Origin of the sequence: Streptomyces sp. NPDC023838, assembly GCF_040639555.1 — a bacterium.
GTDB lineage: Bacteria > Actinomycetota > Actinomycetes > Streptomycetales > Streptomycetaceae > Streptomyces.
This window is the reverse complement of record NZ_JBFAAD010000005.1, coordinates 75,961-92,527: the sequence shown is the minus strand read 5'-3', so window position 1 is coordinate 92,527 and position 16,567 is coordinate 75,961. Positions and strand designations below refer to the sequence as shown.

General features: G+C 72.3%; 16 protein-coding genes. 4 read left to right on the top strand and 12 right to left on the bottom strand.

Annotation, left to right across the window (positions count from 1 at the left end; translation table 11 throughout):
* Nucleotide 1: 1 nt before the first annotated feature.
* The 3 genes from AB0G17_RS08250 to AB0G17_RS08240 all read right to left on the bottom strand — a co-directional run bounded on the left by AB0G17_RS08250 (nucleotide 2) and on the right by AB0G17_RS08240 (nucleotide 3,909).
* Nucleotides 2-889, bottom strand: coding sequence for a metal-dependent hydrolase (locus tag AB0G17_RS08250; protein WP_361377434.1), 888 nt, complete (start codon nucleotides 887-889; stop codon nucleotides 2-4).
* A 100-nt stretch (nucleotides 890-989) separates the two neighbouring features.
* Nucleotides 990-2,906, bottom strand: a complete 1,917-nt coding sequence (locus tag AB0G17_RS08245; protein ID WP_361377431.1) for a hypothetical protein — start codon at nucleotides 2,904-2,906, stop codon at nucleotides 990-992.
* A 199-nt stretch (nucleotides 2,907-3,105) separates the two neighbouring features.
* A complete protein-coding gene (locus AB0G17_RS08240; RefSeq protein ID WP_361377428.1) occupies nucleotides 3,106-3,909 on the bottom strand; it encodes a tyrosine-protein phosphatase in 804 nt (267 codons plus the stop codon).
* A 372-nt stretch (nucleotides 3,910-4,281) separates the two neighbouring features.
* Between AB0G17_RS08240 and AB0G17_RS08235 the strand changes: the two genes are divergently transcribed.
* Nucleotides 4,282-4,677, top strand: coding sequence for a hypothetical protein (locus tag AB0G17_RS08235; RefSeq protein WP_361377425.1), 396 nt, complete (start codon nucleotides 4,282-4,284; stop codon nucleotides 4,675-4,677).
* Between the two features lie 87 nt (nucleotides 4,678-4,764).
* On the opposite strand, the gene AB0G17_RS08230 is transcribed toward AB0G17_RS08235, so the two are convergent.
* The 6 genes from AB0G17_RS08230 to glnII form a co-directional block, all read right to left on the bottom strand.
* Nucleotides 4,765-6,303 (bottom strand): DUF1996 domain-containing protein, encoded by a 1,539-nt coding sequence (locus tag AB0G17_RS08230; protein WP_361377422.1) that lies wholly within the window; start codon nucleotides 6,301-6,303, stop codon nucleotides 4,765-4,767.
* Nucleotides 6,304-6,419: 116 nt separating this feature from the next.
* Nucleotides 6,420-7,565, bottom strand: coding sequence for a methyltransferase (locus tag AB0G17_RS08225; protein WP_361378045.1), 1,146 nt, complete (start codon nucleotides 7,563-7,565; stop codon nucleotides 6,420-6,422).
* Nucleotides 7,566-7,667: 102 nt separating this feature from the next.
* Complete coding sequence (locus tag AB0G17_RS08220; RefSeq protein ID WP_361377419.1) at nucleotides 7,668-8,315, bottom strand: response regulator transcription factor; 648 nt, start codon at nucleotides 8,313-8,315, stop codon at nucleotides 7,668-7,670.
* Nucleotides 8,300-9,568: a sensor domain-containing protein gene (locus AB0G17_RS08215; protein WP_361377416.1), complete on the bottom strand. Its 1,269-nt coding sequence runs from the start codon at nucleotides 9,566-9,568 to the stop codon at nucleotides 8,300-8,302. The genes AB0G17_RS08220 and AB0G17_RS08215 overlap by 16 nt, the downstream gene beginning before the upstream one ends.
* Before the next feature lie 217 nt (nucleotides 9,569-9,785).
* The gene (locus AB0G17_RS08210; RefSeq protein WP_361377413.1) at nucleotides 9,786-10,385 is read right to left on the bottom strand and encodes a winged helix-turn-helix domain-containing protein; all 600 of its coding nucleotides are present in this window, start codon (nucleotides 10,383-10,385) and stop codon (nucleotides 9,786-9,788) included.
* Between the two features lie 363 nt (nucleotides 10,386-10,748).
* Nucleotides 10,749-11,777: a glutamine synthetase gene (gene glnII, locus AB0G17_RS08205; protein WP_361377410.1), complete on the bottom strand. Its 1,029-nt coding sequence runs from the start codon at nucleotides 11,775-11,777 to the stop codon at nucleotides 10,749-10,751.
* A gap of 202 nt (nucleotides 11,778-11,979) precedes the next feature.
* Between glnII and AB0G17_RS08200 the strand changes: the two genes are divergently transcribed.
* Nucleotides 11,980-12,906, top strand: coding sequence for a Gfo/Idh/MocA family oxidoreductase (locus tag AB0G17_RS08200; RefSeq protein WP_361377407.1), 927 nt, complete (start codon nucleotides 11,980-11,982; stop codon nucleotides 12,904-12,906).
* A gap of 12 nt (nucleotides 12,907-12,918) precedes the next feature.
* Here the strand turns inward: AB0G17_RS08200 and AB0G17_RS08195 are convergent, their stop codons facing one another.
* Nucleotides 12,919-13,392: a hypothetical protein gene (locus AB0G17_RS08195; RefSeq protein ID WP_361377404.1), complete on the bottom strand. Its 474-nt coding sequence runs from the start codon at nucleotides 13,390-13,392 to the stop codon at nucleotides 12,919-12,921.
* A gap of 261 nt (nucleotides 13,393-13,653) precedes the next feature.
* On the opposite strand from AB0G17_RS08195, the gene AB0G17_RS08190 reads away from it, so the two are divergent.
* Complete coding sequence (locus AB0G17_RS08190) at nucleotides 13,654-14,178, top strand: carboxymuconolactone decarboxylase family protein (RefSeq protein ID WP_361377401.1); 525 nt, start codon at nucleotides 13,654-13,656, stop codon at nucleotides 14,176-14,178.
* Between the two features lie 77 nt (nucleotides 14,179-14,255).
* Here AB0G17_RS08190 and AB0G17_RS08185 read toward each other — a convergent pair whose 3' ends face one another.
* Nucleotides 14,256-14,615: an arsenate reductase family protein gene (locus AB0G17_RS08185; protein WP_361377398.1), complete on the bottom strand. Its 360-nt coding sequence runs from the start codon at nucleotides 14,613-14,615 to the stop codon at nucleotides 14,256-14,258.
* Nucleotides 14,616-14,755: 140 nt separating this feature from the next.
* Between AB0G17_RS08185 and AB0G17_RS08180 the strand changes: the two genes are divergently transcribed.
* Nucleotides 14,756-15,037: a hypothetical protein gene (locus AB0G17_RS08180; RefSeq protein ID WP_361377395.1), complete on the top strand. Its 282-nt coding sequence runs from the start codon at nucleotides 14,756-14,758 to the stop codon at nucleotides 15,035-15,037.
* Nucleotides 15,038-15,088: 51 nt separating this feature from the next.
* Here AB0G17_RS08180 and AB0G17_RS08175 read toward each other — a convergent pair whose 3' ends face one another.
* On the bottom strand, nucleotides 15,089-16,366 hold the full coding sequence (locus AB0G17_RS08175; protein WP_361377392.1) for a phospholipase D-like domain-containing protein: 1,278 nt from the start codon (nucleotides 16,364-16,366) through the stop codon (nucleotides 15,089-15,091).
* Nucleotides 16,367-16,567 lie beyond the last annotated feature (201 nt).

The window sequence follows — 16,567 nt, the reverse complement described above, 5'->3', positions numbered from 1 at the left end:
GTCAGCGGCCTCCGTTGGCGCCGGGCGAGCTCGCCAGATAGGCCACGGCCTGCGCGGTCGAGCCCTCCTGCGAGGGGTGGTACGTACGGCTGAGATAGCGCGGGATCGAGCGCGCCATCGCGGCGGTGGTGGGCAGCGTGCCCTGGCGTCCGGCGCGCAGGAAGGCGCGGAAGGTGGCCCTGCCGTCCAGCAGCGAGGGGTCGTTCGCCATGAAGAACCGGGCGCCGCGCTGCCAGAGGAAGACGAGCGCGGTGAACGCGGTCGCCCAGGTCCGCGCCCGGCGCCGGTAACCGCCGTCCACGTGCATGAACAGGTCGAAGGCGACCGACCGGTGCTCGACCTCCTCGGCGCCGTGCCAGCGCAGCAGGTCCAGCATCACCGCGTCGGCGCCGCGCTTGTCCAGCGCGTCGGCGTTGAGGATCCAGTCGCCCAGGAACGCGGTGTAGTGCTCGATGGCCGCGATCGTGGCGACGCGCTCCATCAGCCACCACTCGCGCGCCCGCCCCGGCGGCAGCGTCCGGTCGCCGAGCAGCTTCTCGAAGAGCCAGTCGACCTGCGCGGTGTACGGAGTGGGGTCCAGGCCGAGCGCCTTGAGGTGGGGGAGCACGTCGTCGTGGGCGGCCGAGTGCGTGGCCTCCTGCCCGATGAACCCGATGACGTCCTCGCGCAGCCGCTCGTCGCGGATGTACGGCAGCACCTGCTTGTACACGTGCACGAACCAGCGCTCGCCCGCCGGGAGCAGCAGGTGCAGCACATTGATCATGTGACCGGTGAACGGGTCGCCCGGGACCCAGTGGAGCGGCGTCTTCTCCCACGCGAACGAGACGTTCCGGGCCTTGAGCTCTATGTGCTCCGAGACCACCGGAGCGGGCTGCGGCGTATTAGACATGGCGTCAATGTACTGACGGGTAGGCGTCTGGCAACAGGGTTGTACGAGGAGTTGTTCGTACGGAACCGGTCACCGAGGCCGGAAGCGGAGGCCCCCGGGCTCAGCGCAGGGCTGCCACCTGGGTGCCGTTGGCCAGGCGGCCGGTCAGCTGCGCGCGGGCGCCCTCCTGGGTGCGCACGGCGAGCAGATGGCCGCGCTCGGAGGCTTCGACACCGCCGGAGACGGCGACCCGGACCACGTCCTCGCTGCCGGCCGCCAGCACGTACCAGTGCCCGCCCCGGGACTTCCACAGCACCCCGGCGAGCACCAGCGGCTCGTGCGTCCCGCAGGCGGCGCTGTCCTCGGCGCGCGCGGCCACCGCGCCCGCCGTGGCCTTCCCGGCGCCGGGCGCCTGGAACTGGGCGAGCACCCGGCTGTCGGTGCCGGACCAGGTGTCGGCCCGGGTGCACAGCCAGGCGGCCGTGCCGTTGGCCTCGGGCAGCGGCTGCCTGGCGAACTGCCACGCGTTCACGGCCCGTACCCCGTGCGAGCGCACGGTCGGCAGCAGGCACGCGGTGCGGGCCCAGGCCTCCCGGGCGGCGGTGCCGGTGATGTCCTTGGGCGCGTCCGGCGGCCCCCAGGTGAGGCGGGCGGGCGCGAGCTCCCCGAGGTCGGTCAGGAGCCGCCCGGCCGAGTCCTCGCGCAGCTGGAGCACGTCCCAGGAGGTGCAGTCGCGGGCCTGGGCGGGCGAGACGAGGGGAGCGGTCACGCCGTCGCGGTCGCGGGGGAGCGGGCGGGGGGCGGCGGCCGGATCCAGCAGGTCCCGCACGGCCGCCTCGCGCACCCAGGGGGCGGTCAGATAACGGACGTTGCCGTCGGTGCGGCCGACCACGAGCGCCCCGGCGGACGCGGCGTCGGCGCCGTCCACGCGCGCGAAGTCGAGCGCCGCGCCGGAGGTGCCGTCCACCGGCTCCGCGTACCGGGCGACGCGCAGGCCGTCGTAGAAGAGCACGACCGAGGCCCGGTCGACGCGCCCCGCGTACAGCAGTTGGGGCGCGCCCATCGGCGGGCCCGACGGCGTCCCCGGCGTGGCGGAGACCTGCACGGAACGGCCGGGCCGCGCCCAGACGGCGAGGGCGCGCCGCAGCAGCGCGGTGTCGCCGGTGAGGGAGCCGCGGGCGGGCCAGACCGAGAAGTCGGTACGGGCCGAGGTCCGCCACGCGGCGCCGTCCACCCGGGCCACCCGCGCCGGGTCGAGGGCGGCCTCGGCGGCGGGATTGCGGGCGTACGGCGGCGCGGCCGCCCCGTCCGGCCCCCAGCCGTCGCCCGGGAGACCGAGGAGCGTGCCGCAGACCGCGAGCGCGGCGGCGGCGACGAGGGCGGCGCGCAGGTGCTGGCGGCGGCGCATCAGGTCGGTGGGCCGGGCCTGGAGCGAGCAGGGATCGAACTCGGCAGTTTCGAGCAGGGCGGCGGCGTCGCCGGGGTCCCCGGCCTCGTCGAGGGCGGCGCCGGGATCCTCGACTCCCAGGGCGCCGAGCTCGTTCCTCGCCTCCTCATCGCTCAGCCGGTCGAGGCCGCGAAGTACGAAGGCGGCGCGGGCTGGCCCGCTGAGCGCGGAGAGCCGCTGGTCCAGGGCGAGTTCATCGGCTCCGCCGGAGCGGGGGAACAGCCGCAGCCCCCACACATGCGGCAGCACCGGGGGCAACTGCGCGCGCTTGGGCCAGGCCCGCCGCCGCAACGGCAGCCCCGCCTCCAGGGCCTGCCGTACGACCTGCCGCCGCACGAACCCGTACCCCGGGTCGCCGCGCCGGGGCGCCGGAATCACCGCCTCCGCGCTCCCGCGCCCCCGGGGCAGCGACCGCTGCACCAGCGCGTGCGCGGTCAGCACGCGCCGGTTGCGCCCGAGCGAGGGCGGCAGCACGAGGTAGGCGAGCCGGGTCAGCCGGGGATAGTGCTCGACGAGAGCGGCTTCGGCCTGCTCGATGCCGATGGGGGTGGGGCGGGTGAGGATGTCCTGGGGCGGGGCCACGTTCAGCAAAACGAGCGAATGATGCGATGGTCACGTCACCCGGGCCCCTGCCCGCGCCCCTTTGCCCGGCGCCGGCCCGCGGGCCGGTGGGGGCCCCTTTTTGGCCGGGTGTTCGTCTGCGGGCGGGTGGGGCCCGGGGCGGAGCCCCGGTGACGCGGCCGCCCGGCGCCCGGGGGACTCGCCTCCGCCCACCCCACCCCCGGAGGGTTCAGGTAGGGGAGTTCACCAAGCGGGAGCGGAGCCGCCGCACCGTGTCCTCCCCCACCCCCAACCCCTCCCGCACATACGCCCCCATGGACCCGTACCGATCCCCCACCTCCCCCAACCCCGCCGCCAGATACTCCGGCACCACCCCGATCACCGCGAGCGCGACCTCGGGGTCACCCCCCTGCGCCGTGAACCCCTCGACCAGCGGCGCGAACGCCTGCCGCACGGCCCCGTTGACCGCCAGATACTCCCGCTCCACCACCTCCGGCTCCGCCCCCAGCAGGGACAGCAGCACGGTCGCCCCCCACCCCGTACGGTCCTTGCCCGCCGTGCAGTGGAAGAGCACCGGCCCCGCGTCCTCGTCCGCCAGCTCGAGCAGCAGCGTCCGGTACGCGGCCCGGGCCGACGGCGACGACACCATGCCCCGGTACAGGTCCCCGAACACCAGCTGCGCCCGGCCCCCGCCGAGGTGCTGCTCGGCCGCGACGGGGTCGGCCAGCACGTGCCGCAGCCGCGCGGCCGCCGGCGCCCCGTCCGCGCCCACCGCGTCCGCCAGCACGTCCGCGACGACCAGCCGCGCCCCCTGCGGCACCCGGTCGGGCCGCTCGGCCCGCTCGGCGTCCGTACGCAGGTCGATGACCGTGCGCAGCCCCAGCCCGGCCACCGCCGGGTCCCCGCCCGGGTCGAACCGGTCGAGCGCTCCGGCCCGGAAGACCAGGCCGGGCCGGACCGTACGGCCCCCGGCGAGCGGCGTACCGCCGAGATCGCGGAGGTTGGCGACGCTGGTGGCGGGAATCGCGGTCATGGGTGGACGTACTCCTGTGCGGGGAGGAGGGACACGGCGTGGACGGACTCGTCCATGTGTGCCCCGATCCGCCCCGAAACGTAACCAAGCCGCGGCGAAGCGCCCGGGCGGCCCGGTGTCAAGCGGGTGTGCAACTGCGGAGGAGGCCGGTGACTCCCACGGCGACGAGCTTCGTACGTCCGGACGGGCGTCCGGACGTACGTCCTGACAGGCTCGGCCGATCGGGCGCGGGCCCGGCCCCCTCGGGTCGCGGGAGGGCGGCAGCAGGCACGTCCGGAGCGCACTGTGACGGCGGGCCGCGGATCGGGTGACGAGGCCACTGAAATGGCCAAATGCCCACGAGAGACGGGTGGTTGAGGGCACGATGGAGGTATGCGCACCCTTGTACGAGCGGCCCTGGCGGCCGCGGTCGTGACCCTCGCCGCAGGCTGCGGCGGGCACGGCCACGACGCACCGAAGACAGCCGGCGGAAGCCTCGAAGAGATCGCGGCCCAGGCCGCCTGCAAGCCGAAGATCTCCACGAACGCGGCCGAGCTGCGACAGGCCAACTGCGACACCACGGACGGCCGTTACGTCCTGGCGACCTTCGCCACCGACCGCGGCCAGCGGGAGTGGATCAATGGCGCCAAGGACTACGGCGGCGCCTATCTGGTGGGCCGCAAGTGGGTCGCCGTCGGCGACGAGAGCGTGGTCAACGCGCTGCGCGGCCGGCTCGGTGGGAGTGTCGAGACCGGGACCAACCATTCCGGACACCACCACATGAGCTGACCGCGCAGGGGGTGCTCCCCCGGGTGGGGTGACCCGGGGGAGCCAATCAGGGGGAGCGGGTTTCCAGGCGCGTGCGCGCCCTGTCGGTCAGGCGCAGCTGCGCCCCGTATTGATGCAGGTCACCGCCTTCCTCATCAGCTGATCGCTGAAGACGTTGATGAAGTCACCGTGATCGGTGACCGGCTTGTGGAGCTGCTCGGGGAACGAGTCGACGGCGAACCCGGGGCCCGGCGGTACGGCGTAGACGATCCGCTGCTGCAACTGCGGGATCGCCTTGAAGCCGCGCGGGCACGCACCGTTCCTGCCCGTGAAGGCGACGTGCGTCCGGTGGTTCGCGCTGTCCGTGTTCTTTCCGTCCCAGCAGCTCTGGAATTTGAAGGTGCGGACGACGTTGCTGCCCTGCGGGCAGATCGGGTATTTGTCCTTGAGCTGGCGGTTCTCGAATCCGGTGCAGCTCCAGGACGCGTTGGCATTCGCGTTGCCGTTGGTGAACGCCTTGGCGTCGCCGGTGATGATCCGCAGAAAGCGCGGCATCGCGGTGACCTTGCTGACCGGATTTCCGGCGAACTTGATGGTGACCTGGACGGGTGTCTGGATCTTTCCGACGTTCTTGTCCTTGCCGCCGCCGTCCGCGTTGGCGTCGTTCTCGTTCTGGCCGTTCTGAAGGCGGATCACGGGCCAGTAATACGTGGACTTGTCGCCCTGATTACGGCAGCTCGTACCGCCATTGGCCAGATCGGCGTCGCTGGCGAAGGCGTCGTTCGCCTGGTTTCCGACATAGTCGTGCATATGGTGGGCGCCATTGCTCACACCGGGCGCGACGATGACGTTGTCCGGATTCCGCTTGGCATTCTGGTTGACGCCGCAACTACTGGTGAAGAGACCGGTCGAGCCGTTGGACTGGGTGCGGGGTGCTTGGACATTGGGCTGTACCGAGCGGATGTCGACGAAGTCGCGCTTGGAGGGGCCGTTCCCGACGCCCTGACCGCCCTGACCGCCCTGACCGCCCTGGCCTTGTTGGCCCTGGCCCTGCCCTTGGCCCTGGCCGCCGCCCTGGTTCTGGCCCTGGCCGCCCTGGTTCTGCCCTTGGCCCTGGCCCTGGGCCTGGTTCTGCCATTGGCCCTGGGCCTGTCCGGCCTCCTGGCCGCCTCCGCCGTTGTCGTCCGCCCGCAGGGTGCACGGGGCGAGCCCCTGCATTCCCTGCGGCCGCTGTCCGCCACTGCGGCCCACCGCGATCACGATCCGGTCGAGCGACGCCGTCCGCTTGTCCTTCAGCGGATCCAGTACGGCCTGCCGCGCATAGCCGGGATCCCGGTCCACCTGGTCCTTGTTGGAGGCGAACCTCTCGTATGCGTCGGTGATCTGCGTATCAATGGCGGCCAGTTCGCGGTCCACCTCGGGGCGGGCCGAATCCGGTACGTCCGGCAGGCTGTTGGACACGTCCGGACAGTCGATCGTCGACAAATTCCGCACCGGGGCGGCCCGTACCTGGGCCTTGCCCGGGTCGTCGCTCGCCGAGGCGTACACATTCACCGCGACAAGGCCGCCCCCACCGATGAAGAGTGCCGCGGCGGCCATCGTCATCCGCCGGGGGAAGGTCGGCCGTTTTCGTATTGAGCGTCCCATGGAACTCCTTCGCTTGAAGCAGCGCGTCGTTCCATACGCATGGGGCGCGTGGGGCGTTCAACGCCCCGGCTATTTCGTAGGTATCTCCAGGAACACCGGTCTGCCGGGCCGGACGTTCAGCGCTTCACCGCGCGCAGCACCACGAACTTCGGGTCGCTGGCGACGAGTTCGCTGTTGCCGAAGAGCCGCTCCAGCTTGAGGTGGTAGCCCAGGTGCCGGTTGCCGACCACCCACAGCTCGCCGCCCGGGCGCAGTGCCTCGCGCGCGTCCGTGAACATCCGCGTGGAGGTGCGGTCCGTGGTGGCCTGATGGGTGTGGAACGGCGGGTTGTTGAGCACCAGATCGGCCGTGCCCGGCGGGAACCCGCTGAGCCCGTCGCCGAGCCGGAACTCCGCGTCGGCCTCCCGCGCCGCTCCCGCGCACAGCCGGAACGTCGCCCGCGCCGAGGCGATCGCCTGGTGCGACTCGTCCGTGAACACCACCGTCGCCTCGGGGTTGGTGAGCGCCGCCGCCGTCCCCACGATGCCGTTGCCGCAGCCGAGGTCGACGACCCGGTCCGGGCCGGTGCGGGCGGGCATGTGCTGGAGCAGGAAGCGGGTGCCGATGTCGAGGCGGTCGGCGCAGAACACGCCCGCGTAGTTGGTGACGGCGAGCCCGGAGGCCGGGCCGATGCCCATCTCCAGCGAGTACGTCAGCGGCCACGGGTTGACCGGCCGGGCCAGCTCCGGGTCCGGCTCGCAGAAGATCAGCCGGGCCTTCTTCTCGGCCAGCGAGGTCTTCGTCGGACCGAGCAGCCGCTCGAACAGGTTCAGCGTGGAGGTGTGGATGTCCTTCACCATGCCCGTGCCGACGACCACGGTGTCCGCGTGCACGCCCGGCGCGAGCCGGTGCAGCTGGTCCTCCAGGAGGGCCAGGCTCTTCGGCACCCGTACGAGCAGGACGTCCACCCGGGCCGGCGGCTCGTCGTGGGTGGAGAGCAGCGTGACGGCGTCCTCGGGCACTCCCGCCCGCGCCAGGTTCGCGCGGGTCGCCTCCTGGCCGAGGAAGGACTCGCTGATCTGCGTGAGCGAGCCGGCCCCCCGGGCGGCGAGGGCGGTCGTCAGAGCGCCCCACCGGTCACCGAGGGCGACCACGGACCCCGAGAGGTCCGTGTCCTCCAGGTGCCGCAGCAGATACTCGTCGGCGGCGTCCCAGGCCCGCAGCTGGTCGCGCGGGTCCTCGGGAAAGCGGGTCAGGTCGTACTCGCCCCAGGGCGTGCTCATACGGTTCATTGCCGCCAGGCTAACCCGCCGGGGGGCCGCTCCCGCGCCAAGCCGCCCGGGGCCGGCAGGCGGCGTACGCCGATCCGGCCCCGTACCGCCGCGTCAGCCCCGTTCCAAGTACGCCAGCACAGCCAGCACCCGCCGATTGTCGTCATCGGAGACGGGCAGGCCGAGCTTCGCGAAGATGTTGGACGTGTGCTTGGCGATCGCCCGCTCCGTCACCACCAGCTGCTGCGCGATCGCCGCGTTGGACCGGCCCTGCGCCATCAGCTCCATGACCTCCAGCTCGCGCGGGGTGAGCCCGCCGATCGGCGAGTCGCGGACCTGGCGGGACAGGAGCTGCGAGATCACCTGCGGGTCCATCGCGGTGCCGCCGCCCGCCACCCGGCGCACCGCGTCCACGAACTGCTCCGCGTCGAAGACCCGGTCCTTGAGGAGGTAGCCGACGCCGCCGTTCCCGTCGGCGAGCAGCTCGCGCGCGTACAACTGCTCCACGTGCTGCGACAGGACCAGCACCGGCAGCCCCGGCCGGGCCCGCCGCGCGGCGAGCGCGCACTGCAGCCCCTCGTCGGTGTGCGTGGGCGGCAGCCGTACGTCGACGATCGCCACCTCGGGGTCCGACTCGGCCAGCGCCCGGGTCAGTTCGGGGCCGGACTCGACCGCCGCGACTATCTCGAAGTCGTACGCCTCAAGCAGCCGTACGAGCCCGTCGCGGAGCAGGAAGAGATCTTCGGCTAGGACAACGCGCAAGGAATCTCCATGGTCACCATGGTGGGGCCGCCCACGGGACTGCTGACGGCCAGGACGCCGTCGAATGTACCCAGTCGCCGCTCCAGGCCGCTCAGCCCCGAGCCGCCGCCCACCCGCGCCCCGCCGCGCCCGTTGTCGGTGACCGAGATGCGCAGCGCCCCGCTCCCGTACGAGAGGTCGAGCCAGATCCGTTCGGCGTCGGCGTGCTTGACCGCGTTGGTGAGGACCTCGCTGACCGCGAAGTACGCGGCCGACTCCACCGGCGCCTCGGCGCGCCCGGCCGGCAGGTCCACGTCGACCTCGACGGGCACCGGCAGGCGCAGCGCCAGGGCGCGCACCGCGTCCCCCAGGCCGCGCTCGGCCAGGACCGGCGGGTGGATGCCCCGGACCAGGTCGCGCAGTTCGGCCAGTGCCTCGGCGGACGACTCGCGCGCCTTGGCGAGCAGCGCCTTGGCCTGCGCGGGGTCCTTCTCGATCAGCGCCTCGACGGTGCCGAGGTTCATGCCCATCGCGACGAGCCGGGCCTGCGCCCCGTCGTGCAGGTCGCGCTCGATGCGGCGCAGTTCGGCGGCCGAGGTGTCCACGGCGTCGTGCCGGGTCTCGGTGAGGCGCTCCACCCGCAGGGCCAGCGCCTGCTCCCGGGTGGGGGAGAGCAGCGACCTGGCGATCGTGAAGTTGGCCCTGATCAGCGCCGGGTTCACGAAGAGACCGAGGACGGCGTACGCGACACCGAGGACGGCCGCCAGGTTGGCCGTCGACTGCGAGGTGATGTGGAGGAACGTGAACCACAGGCCGCCGCCCGCCTCGTCGATCGGCTTCCAGACGCCCGCCGCGAGCACCGCGCCCCACACGCTGTAGAGGAGCAGCGCGGGCGCCAGTACGGCGATGAGGGCGCCCGCCGTCATGTCGACGAACAACCACTCCAGGTCGCGCCAGGTCGCCGGGTCCTTCAGGAGCGCCCCGCACCGCTCCACCGCGCCGAGCACCCCGGCCCGCTGCTCACGGGGGAGCGACCGGTACGGCACGGCGATCTCCATCCCCAGCCACTCCCGGGCGAGCGAGCGACGCCGGTTGGCGTACGCCCGTACCGCGTCGAGCACGGCCGGGGTGGTGAACACGCCCACGCCGACGGGGATCAGGGCGATCGAGACGACGGCCAGAGTGAACAGGAAGATCCCGACGGCCATGGCGCTCGTCGACAGGCCGAACCCCCGGCCACCGGCGAGCAGCCCCGCCCTTGTGCGCGTCACCATGGTCCTCGTCCCCCTTCGTGAGCCCCGCGTGCTTGCGGAACCCAGTCTCGCCGCGCCGCACGGGTGCGGTCACGGGGCCGGTCCCCCCGGCCGGGGTGTATCTGGCACCACCCCCTGACCTCGTATCCTGCCCTCTCCCGCCGACGCGGCCGTATACGAGGGCGCCCCCGGCACGGACGAAGCGTGCCGGGGGCGCCGGGTGCGGCCGGTGGGCCGGTCAGGGCGCGTACTTGTACCCGACCCGCCGGACCGTCTTGATCGCGTGGCGGTGCTGCGCGCCCAGCTTGCGGCGCAGCCGGGCGACGTGGACGTCCACGGTCCGGCCGTCGCCGACGTGGCCGTACCCCCACACGGTGGTCACCAACTGGTCCCGGGTGTGCACCCGCTGAGGGTGCGCCACCAGATGGGCGAGCAGCTCGAATTCGAGGTACGTGAGGTCGAGCAGGCGCCCGTCGACCTCGGCGGTCCGGCGGACCATGTCGACGCGGACGAGCGCGTCGCCGCCGTCCGCCGCGTCCGCGTCGGGCTCCTCGGCCGCCGGCTCGGCCACCGGCTCGGGCGCGGCGGCGAGCGGCGGCTGCTGGTCGGCCGGGACGAGCACCAGATAGCCGATCATCGGCGGCTGTCCGGGCAGCGCGGGCAGGGTGTGCTGGGGCGCGGGCAGCCAAGTGGCGCCCGGCGGAAGGAAGTCGACGACCGTGCCGGTGGCGGCCACCTCGTCGCGGTCGACGGCACGGAGTCGGTGGCGCCCCAGGGGCACGGGAGCGGGGCGGGCGGTGGTCGCAGCGGAAGCGGAGAGGGTACGGGCGTTCGCCATGAGAGGTCAGCTCTTTCGCGCGGAGTCGTCGGCAGGGGACGTACGTCGTTGCGCGCGGGCCGAAGGCCTTCGATGAGGGAGGCTTTAGAGGGCCGGCGCGTTCACCGCGCGGCAACACACCCGGTCGAAGTCGTGGTCCTGACGAGACGGCCAGAACGGCTCGAGGTCGCTGCGACCTGTCGCGGGGTTCGGATGGCTGGCCATGTGCTCATTGAACCAGATGACCCCGGCGCCGAGCAGTGCCCTCCCACAGGGTGATACGAAACCTTGGCGCAGGGTGACCGCAACTCGCCCTGCCACAAAGCCCGAAGGGCGCTCACCGCGTGTGCGGTGAGCGCCCTTGGGGACGCGTATCGGTCCGGCTCAGACCTGACCGGCCTTCTCCAGGCCGGTGCAGCAGGTCTCGACGATCAGCCGGGTCACGACGTACGGGTCGACGTTCGCGTTCGGGCGGCGGTCCTCGATGTAGCCCTTCTTGTCGACCTCGACCTGCCACGGGATGCGCACCGAGGCACCGCGGTCGGAGACGCCGTAGTGGTACTTGTCCCACGGGGCGGTCTCGTGCAGGCCGGTCAGGCGCTCGTCGATGCCGGCGCCGTAGTTCTTGACGTGGTCGAGCGGCTTCGAGCCCTCGCCGAGCGACTCGCACGCGGTGATGATCGCGTCGTAGCCCTCGCGCATGGCCTTGGTGGAGAAGTTGGTGTGCGCGCCCGCGCCGTTCCAGTCGCCCTTGACCGGCTTGGGGTCGAGGGTGGCGGAGACGTTGAACTCCTCGGCCGTGCGGTAGAGCAGCCAGCGCGCGATCCACAGCTGGTCGGAGACCTCCAGCGGCCCGACGGGGCCGACCTGGAACTCCCACTGGCCCGGCATGACCTCGGCGTTGATGCCGGAGATGCTCAGCCCGGCGGCGAGGCAGTGGTCGAGGTGCTTCTCGACGATCTCACGGCCGAAGATCTCGTCGGCACCGACACCGCAGTAGTAGCCGCCCTGCGCGGCCGGGAAGCCGCCGACCGGGAAGCCCAGCGGGCGGGCGCCGTCGAAGAACGTGTACTCCTGCTCGATGCCGAAGATCGGCTCCTGCGCCGCGAACCGCTCGGCGACGGGACGCAGCAGCGCGCGCGTGTTGGACGCGTGCGGCGTGCCGTCGATGTCCAGGACCTCGCACAGGACGAGGAGGTTGTCGCCGCCGCGGATCGGGTCCGGGCAGGAGAAGACCGGCTTCAGCACGCGGTCGGAGGCGTGGCCCTCGGCCTGGTTGGTGGAGGAGCCGTCGAAGCCCCACACCGGCAGCTCGGTGCCGTCGGGCACACCCGCGATGATCTTGGTCTTCGAGCGGAGCTTGGCGGTCGGCTCGGTGCCGTCGATCCAGATGTACTCAGCCTTGAACGTCACGGAAGCCATCCTTTGCGGGAGCTGCTGGTGGTGCGGGAGCCGCGGTGCGGCGGGGCCGTCGGCGCCGTGCGGGGCGTTCGAGGCTGTTGCGGGCAGCCTCACACCCCGGCATTTCCCGTCCGTTGCCCGTTTGTGAACCCGGTGTTACTCAGGTTTCGTTCGTATCCCGATTTTGTTCGTCGTGCCGAGCACACTTGTCCGTATGACCAACGCACCCGGCACCGCAGCCCGCCCCGCACCCCTCCGGACCGGCCTCCTCGGCACCGGCCCGTGGGCCGTCGCCGCGCACGCGCCCGCGCTCGCCGCGCACCCCGACGTGGAGTTCGCCGGGGTGTGGGGGCGCCGCCCCGAGGCGGCGGCCGCGCTCGCCGCCGAGCACTCCGTCCCCGTGTACGGGGAGGTGGACGAGCTGTTCGCGGCGTGCGACGCGGTCGCCTTCGCGCTGCCCCCGGACGTACAGGCGCCGCTCGCGATACGGGCGGCGGCGGCCGGGTGCCATCTGCTGCTCGACAAGCCGGTCGCCACGGACGCCGCCCACGCGCGCGAGGTCGCGGACGCGGCGGAGCGGGCAGGGGTCGCCTCCGTGGTCTTCTTCACGCTGCGCTTCGCCCCGGGCCCGGCCGACTGGATCGAGCGCCAGGCCAAGCTCGACGGCTGGTTCACCGGCCGCGCGCACTGGCTCGGCACGCTGTTCACGCCCGGCGCCGAGCCCAGCCGGTACGCCGCCTCGCCCTGGCGCCGCGAGAAGGGCGCGCTCTGGGACGTCGGCCCGCACGCCCTGTCGGTCCTGGTGCCGGTGCTCGGCGAGGTCACCTCGGTGACGGCCGCGCCCGGCCCCGGCGACACGGCCCATCTGATCCTGCGCCACACCTCGGGCGCCTCCGCCACGGTGACCCTGGGCTTCACGGCGCCCGAGGCCGCGGCGGGCGTGGGCGTGGAGTTCCTGGGGAAGCGGGGCGTGGCGGCGATGCCGGACTGGAGCGGGGCGGACGAGTCGTTCGCGGCGGCGCTCGACGCGCTGCTGCGCGCGGTACGCGAGGGGGTGCCGCATCCGTGCGACGCGGGGTTCGGGGCGCGGGTGACGCAGGTGCTGGCGGAGGCGGAACGGCAGCTGGGGGGCGGGCGGTGACGGCCGGCCGGGTCATTTGATGACGGCGTTGGCGCCCGCGATGAGCAGTCCGATCGCCGCGTCGGCGACCCCGAGGAACGCGGCGGACCGGCGCCGGTAGCCCTCCCGCAGCGCGGCGAAGGTGCCCCAGCCGAACAGCAGCGCCGTGTTGAGCAGCAGCCCCGCGGCGGTGGCGTCGGGCTCCGCCCAGCCCGCGAGCCCGGAGGCGACGAGCAGCAGCACGGTGGGCAAACAGGCGGCGATCAGCGGCCACTCCCCGGCGAGGGTGACGGCGAGCCGCCGCCAGCGCCGGCCGCCGCCGTTCTGCCGGTGGGACGACATGTGGTGCGCGTAGGCGTGGGCGAGCGCGGTGGTCCCGGCGGTCACCAGGATCCAGGCGGCGTTGTAGTACGGGGTGTACGGCATGCCCTCGCTGTGCAGCGCGGCGAGCAGCGCACTGCTCAGCACAGTCCCGTACACGCCACCGAACAACCAGTTCTGCTGCATGGGGTCTCCTACGGGGTGCGTGAGGGGGAGCCTCCAAGATAGGCGGGGTTTGGGTGGGAAAAGTCCGCTTTAGGTACGAAATAATTCACCCGAAAGTATGACAACGGGGGAGGTCGGGAAGGGCTCGGGAGGCCCGGGGGACTCCTGCGGACCCCTGCGGGGGTTTCCGGTCGGCTCGCGCGGGCCGCGAAGAATTGACCCAACTTTCTGCCCCGGAAATGCACCTGGGGACCGGTCGCCCGCCCCCGTAGATTATTGATCATGACGACGACGCAGATCGCCCCGAAGACCACCGACATCACCGAGACCATCGCCCGGGCCGCCGCCCACAACCCCGTGCGGATCGACTTCGCCAAGGCCAACCCGAAGGCGTTCAAGGCGATCATCGCCCTCAACAGCGCGGCCACCGAGCACCTCGACCCCGCCCTGGTGGAGCTGGTGCAGATACGGGCCTCGCAGATCAACAACTGCGCGTACTGCCTCCACATGCACGTCAGCGACGCGCACAAGGCGGGCGAGAACCCGGAGCGCCTGCACATGGTGGGCGTGTGGCGCGAGGCCGCGCACTTCTTCACGCCGCAGGAGCGCGCGGCGCTCGCCCTCACCGAGGCGGTGACGCTGATCGCGGACGGCGAGGTGAGCGACGAGGTGTTCGAGGAGGCGGCCGAGGAGTTCAGCGAGCAGGAGCTGGGCGGGCTGCTCGCGCTGATCTTCACGATCAACACGTGGAACCGCCTGAACGTCACCGCGCGGAAGGTGGCGGGGACGGACGAGCGGGTGCGCTGAGACGGGCGCGGGACCGGGTCCCGGGGCGGGTGCCGGATCGGGCGCCGGATCGGGCGCCGGGGCGGGAGCCGGGGGCCTTACCGGGAGAGCGCGTCCCGTACCGCCTCCTCGGTGCGGCCCACCACCGCCGTACCGTCGTCCGCCGTGATGATCGGGCGCTGGATCAGCTTGGGGTGCGCGGCGAGCGCCGCGATCCAGCGCCCGCGCGAGCCGGCCTCGCGCGGCCACTCCTTGAGCCCGAGCTCCTTCGCGTCGGCCTCCTGGGTGCGCGTGATGTCCCACGGTTCGAGGCCGAGCCGGTCGAGCACGGCCCGGATCTCGTCCTCGGACGGCACGTCTTCGAGGTAGCGGCGGACGGTGTACGAGGCGCCTTCCGCGTCCAGCAGGTCGACGGCGCTGCGGCACTTGGAACAGGCGGGGTTGATCCAGATCTCCATGGGGGACACGGTACCGCCGGTACGGCTGTGACCTGCTCAAAGACCCTTCGGCCAGCCCTGATTGGCAGCGGCGATTGTCAGTGCCGGGCAGTAAAATTGAGGCAGTTCGAGAGGGTTCCCGACCGCCCAGGAGGATGCCCATGGCCGCTGCCGTACTGACTTCGCGCGCCCCGCAACAGCTGTCCCTTCTGTCCGTCAAGAAAGTCCCGCTGCCCGCCGGGCGCCCGCGGGTGTGGTACGAGACGCACAACCGGCGCCTCAAGGCGATGCGCCTGGCCATCGCGCTGCTCGACACGGGGGTGTACCAGCCGGAGCACGCGCCCGACCGCAAGATACGGAGCACGGCGGAGCTGATCGGAGTGCACCCGCCGTCGGACACGACGTGCCGGATGGTCCGGGCCCTGATCCGCTCGGGCCGCTGACGGCAGGGGTGCCGCGCCGCCGGGACCGGGGCGCGGCACCTCGTCACGGGCTCAGCAGGTGGCCGGGGCCCCGTTGGCGGGCTGATGCGTGGTCGCGGCCCGCAGCTGGTTGAAGTTGGCCACGTACGAGTCGAAGACGCCGCTGTCCTCCAGCTGGAGCATGGTCTCGTCGCTCTGCCGCAGCGAGTTCCCGCTCCAGTTGTGACTGCCGGTCCACAGGACCTTGCGGTCCGGGGTGTTGTAGTAGTTCCCCTCCACGAGCAGGTACTTGTCGTGGATCCAGGTGGAGTCGGCCTGGCAGTAGTACTTGGTGATGACGCCGCCGTATACGCTCGACGTCTTGCGGAGCAGCGTCTCCAGGGACTGCTTCTCCAGCGCGCTGTCCGGGTTGTACGTCTCGGAGACCTCCACGTAGCACCCCTGCGCGTCGAGCTCGGCGAGCCGGTCGGCGAGGTAGGGGCGGCTGAAGATGGTCATGCTGACCCGGATGCGGGTGCGGTGGTTGTCGGTCGTGCCGTACTGGGAGTTCCCGAAGCACTTCACGTTGTCGAGCACCGTGGCGACGGTGTCCTCGGACGGGTCGTTGTAGGGCGAGCCGTTGCTCTCGGCGCGCGGATAGAAGTGCGCCTTGGCGTTGCCGGAGGCGACGGGGGGCCGCCCGGTGGAGTAGTAGTAGTTGTTGGCGCGCCGGGCCTTGAGGTCGTCGAAGTACCCGTTGTAGGCATTGTAGATCCCGTCGTTGCCGGTGAGGACCAAGGCGTTGTTCCACCCCTTGGTCCCGTCCCGTCCGACGTGCAGATTGGCGGACGACTGGACGACGACGTTCGGGGTGGAGCCGGTCTGCGACAGCAGCAGGAACTTGTTGTGGTTGATGGCGTCGACGGTCCCGAGCGCCCGCGTACCGACGCACCCGCGCCCGGCGCCGCAGCTCATCACCCACGACGCCTTGGCCGTGTCCCCGCCGAGCTCGGCGAGCAGGCTCTTGTACGGACCCATGCCCACGGCCTTCTCGTCGAAGATCGCCTGCACCTCGACGCCCCGCTGATGGGCGGCGATCAGCGCGTTGGGCAGGGCCGGGTCGTCGGCGTAGAACATGGCCAGCCGAATCCGCGCCCCGGCGGGCGCCCCCGCTATGAGCTCCACCTGCCGCGTGACGATGGCCTGCTGCTCGGCGGCGGTGCCGGTGGGGTTGTTGAAGACGGCCTCGGTCTTGAGGGGGGCGGGGACGTCGGCGACGGCGGTGGTGGTGGCCTGGGCGGTGAGGGTCGACGCGAACACCGCGGTGACAAGGGCGGCGGTGCGGAACGCGTGGCGCGAGCGCGAGCGCAAAGTTGGTTCCTCTCGGATGTGATCGGATCCGGCCGGGCCGTAACCTGTACCGGGAGCGCTCGATCTTGCCAAGAAGTGCCCGGGAAGGTCGAGTTCGGGCCCACAACCGCCCCCGACAGCCGCCATGCACGAGGCCCTGCCGCTCCCCCCGGGAGGGAGTGACAGGGCCTCGTGCGCGCTCAGGCGTGTGACAGCCGGTGC

Bases quoted from the DNA above. Each gene is read 5' to 3' on its own strand.
- AB0G17_RS08235 (WP_361377425.1), top strand. From the start codon at position 4,282: ATGCGCACCCTTGTACGAGCGGCCCTGGCGGCCGCGGTCGTGACCCTC.
- AB0G17_RS08190 (WP_361377401.1), top strand. From the start codon at position 13,654: ATGACGACGACGCAGATCGCCCCGAAGACCACCGACATCACCGAGACC.
- AB0G17_RS08215 (WP_361377416.1), bottom strand. From the start codon at position 9,568: ATGGTGACGCGCACAAGGGCGGGGCTGCTCGCCGGTGGCCGGGGGTTC.
- AB0G17_RS08250 (WP_361377434.1), bottom strand. From the start codon at position 889: ATGTCTAATACGCCGCAGCCCGCTCCGGTGGTCTCGGAGCACATAGAG.
- AB0G17_RS08200 (WP_361377407.1), top strand. From the start codon at position 11,980: ATGACCAACGCACCCGGCACCGCAGCCCGCCCCGCACCCCTCCGGACC.
- AB0G17_RS08240 (WP_361377428.1), bottom strand. From the start codon at position 3,909: ATGACCGCGATTCCCGCCACCAGCGTCGCCAACCTCCGCGATCTCGGC.
- AB0G17_RS08210 (WP_361377413.1), bottom strand. From the start codon at position 10,385: ATGGCGAACGCCCGTACCCTCTCCGCTTCCGCTGCGACCACCGCCCGC.
- AB0G17_RS08195 (WP_361377404.1), bottom strand. From the start codon at position 13,392: ATGCAGCAGAACTGGTTGTTCGGTGGCGTGTACGGGACTGTGCTGAGC.
- AB0G17_RS08185 (WP_361377398.1), bottom strand. From the start codon at position 14,615: ATGGAGATCTGGATCAACCCCGCCTGTTCCAAGTGCCGCAGCGCCGTC.
- AB0G17_RS08230 (WP_361377422.1), bottom strand. From the start codon at position 6,303: ATGGGACGCTCAATACGAAAACGGCCGACCTTCCCCCGGCGGATGACG.
- AB0G17_RS08180 (WP_361377395.1), top strand. From the start codon at position 14,756: ATGGCCGCTGCCGTACTGACTTCGCGCGCCCCGCAACAGCTGTCCCTT.
- AB0G17_RS08225 (WP_361378045.1), bottom strand. From the start codon at position 7,565: ATGAGCACGCCCTGGGGCGAGTACGACCTGACCCGCTTTCCCGAGGAC.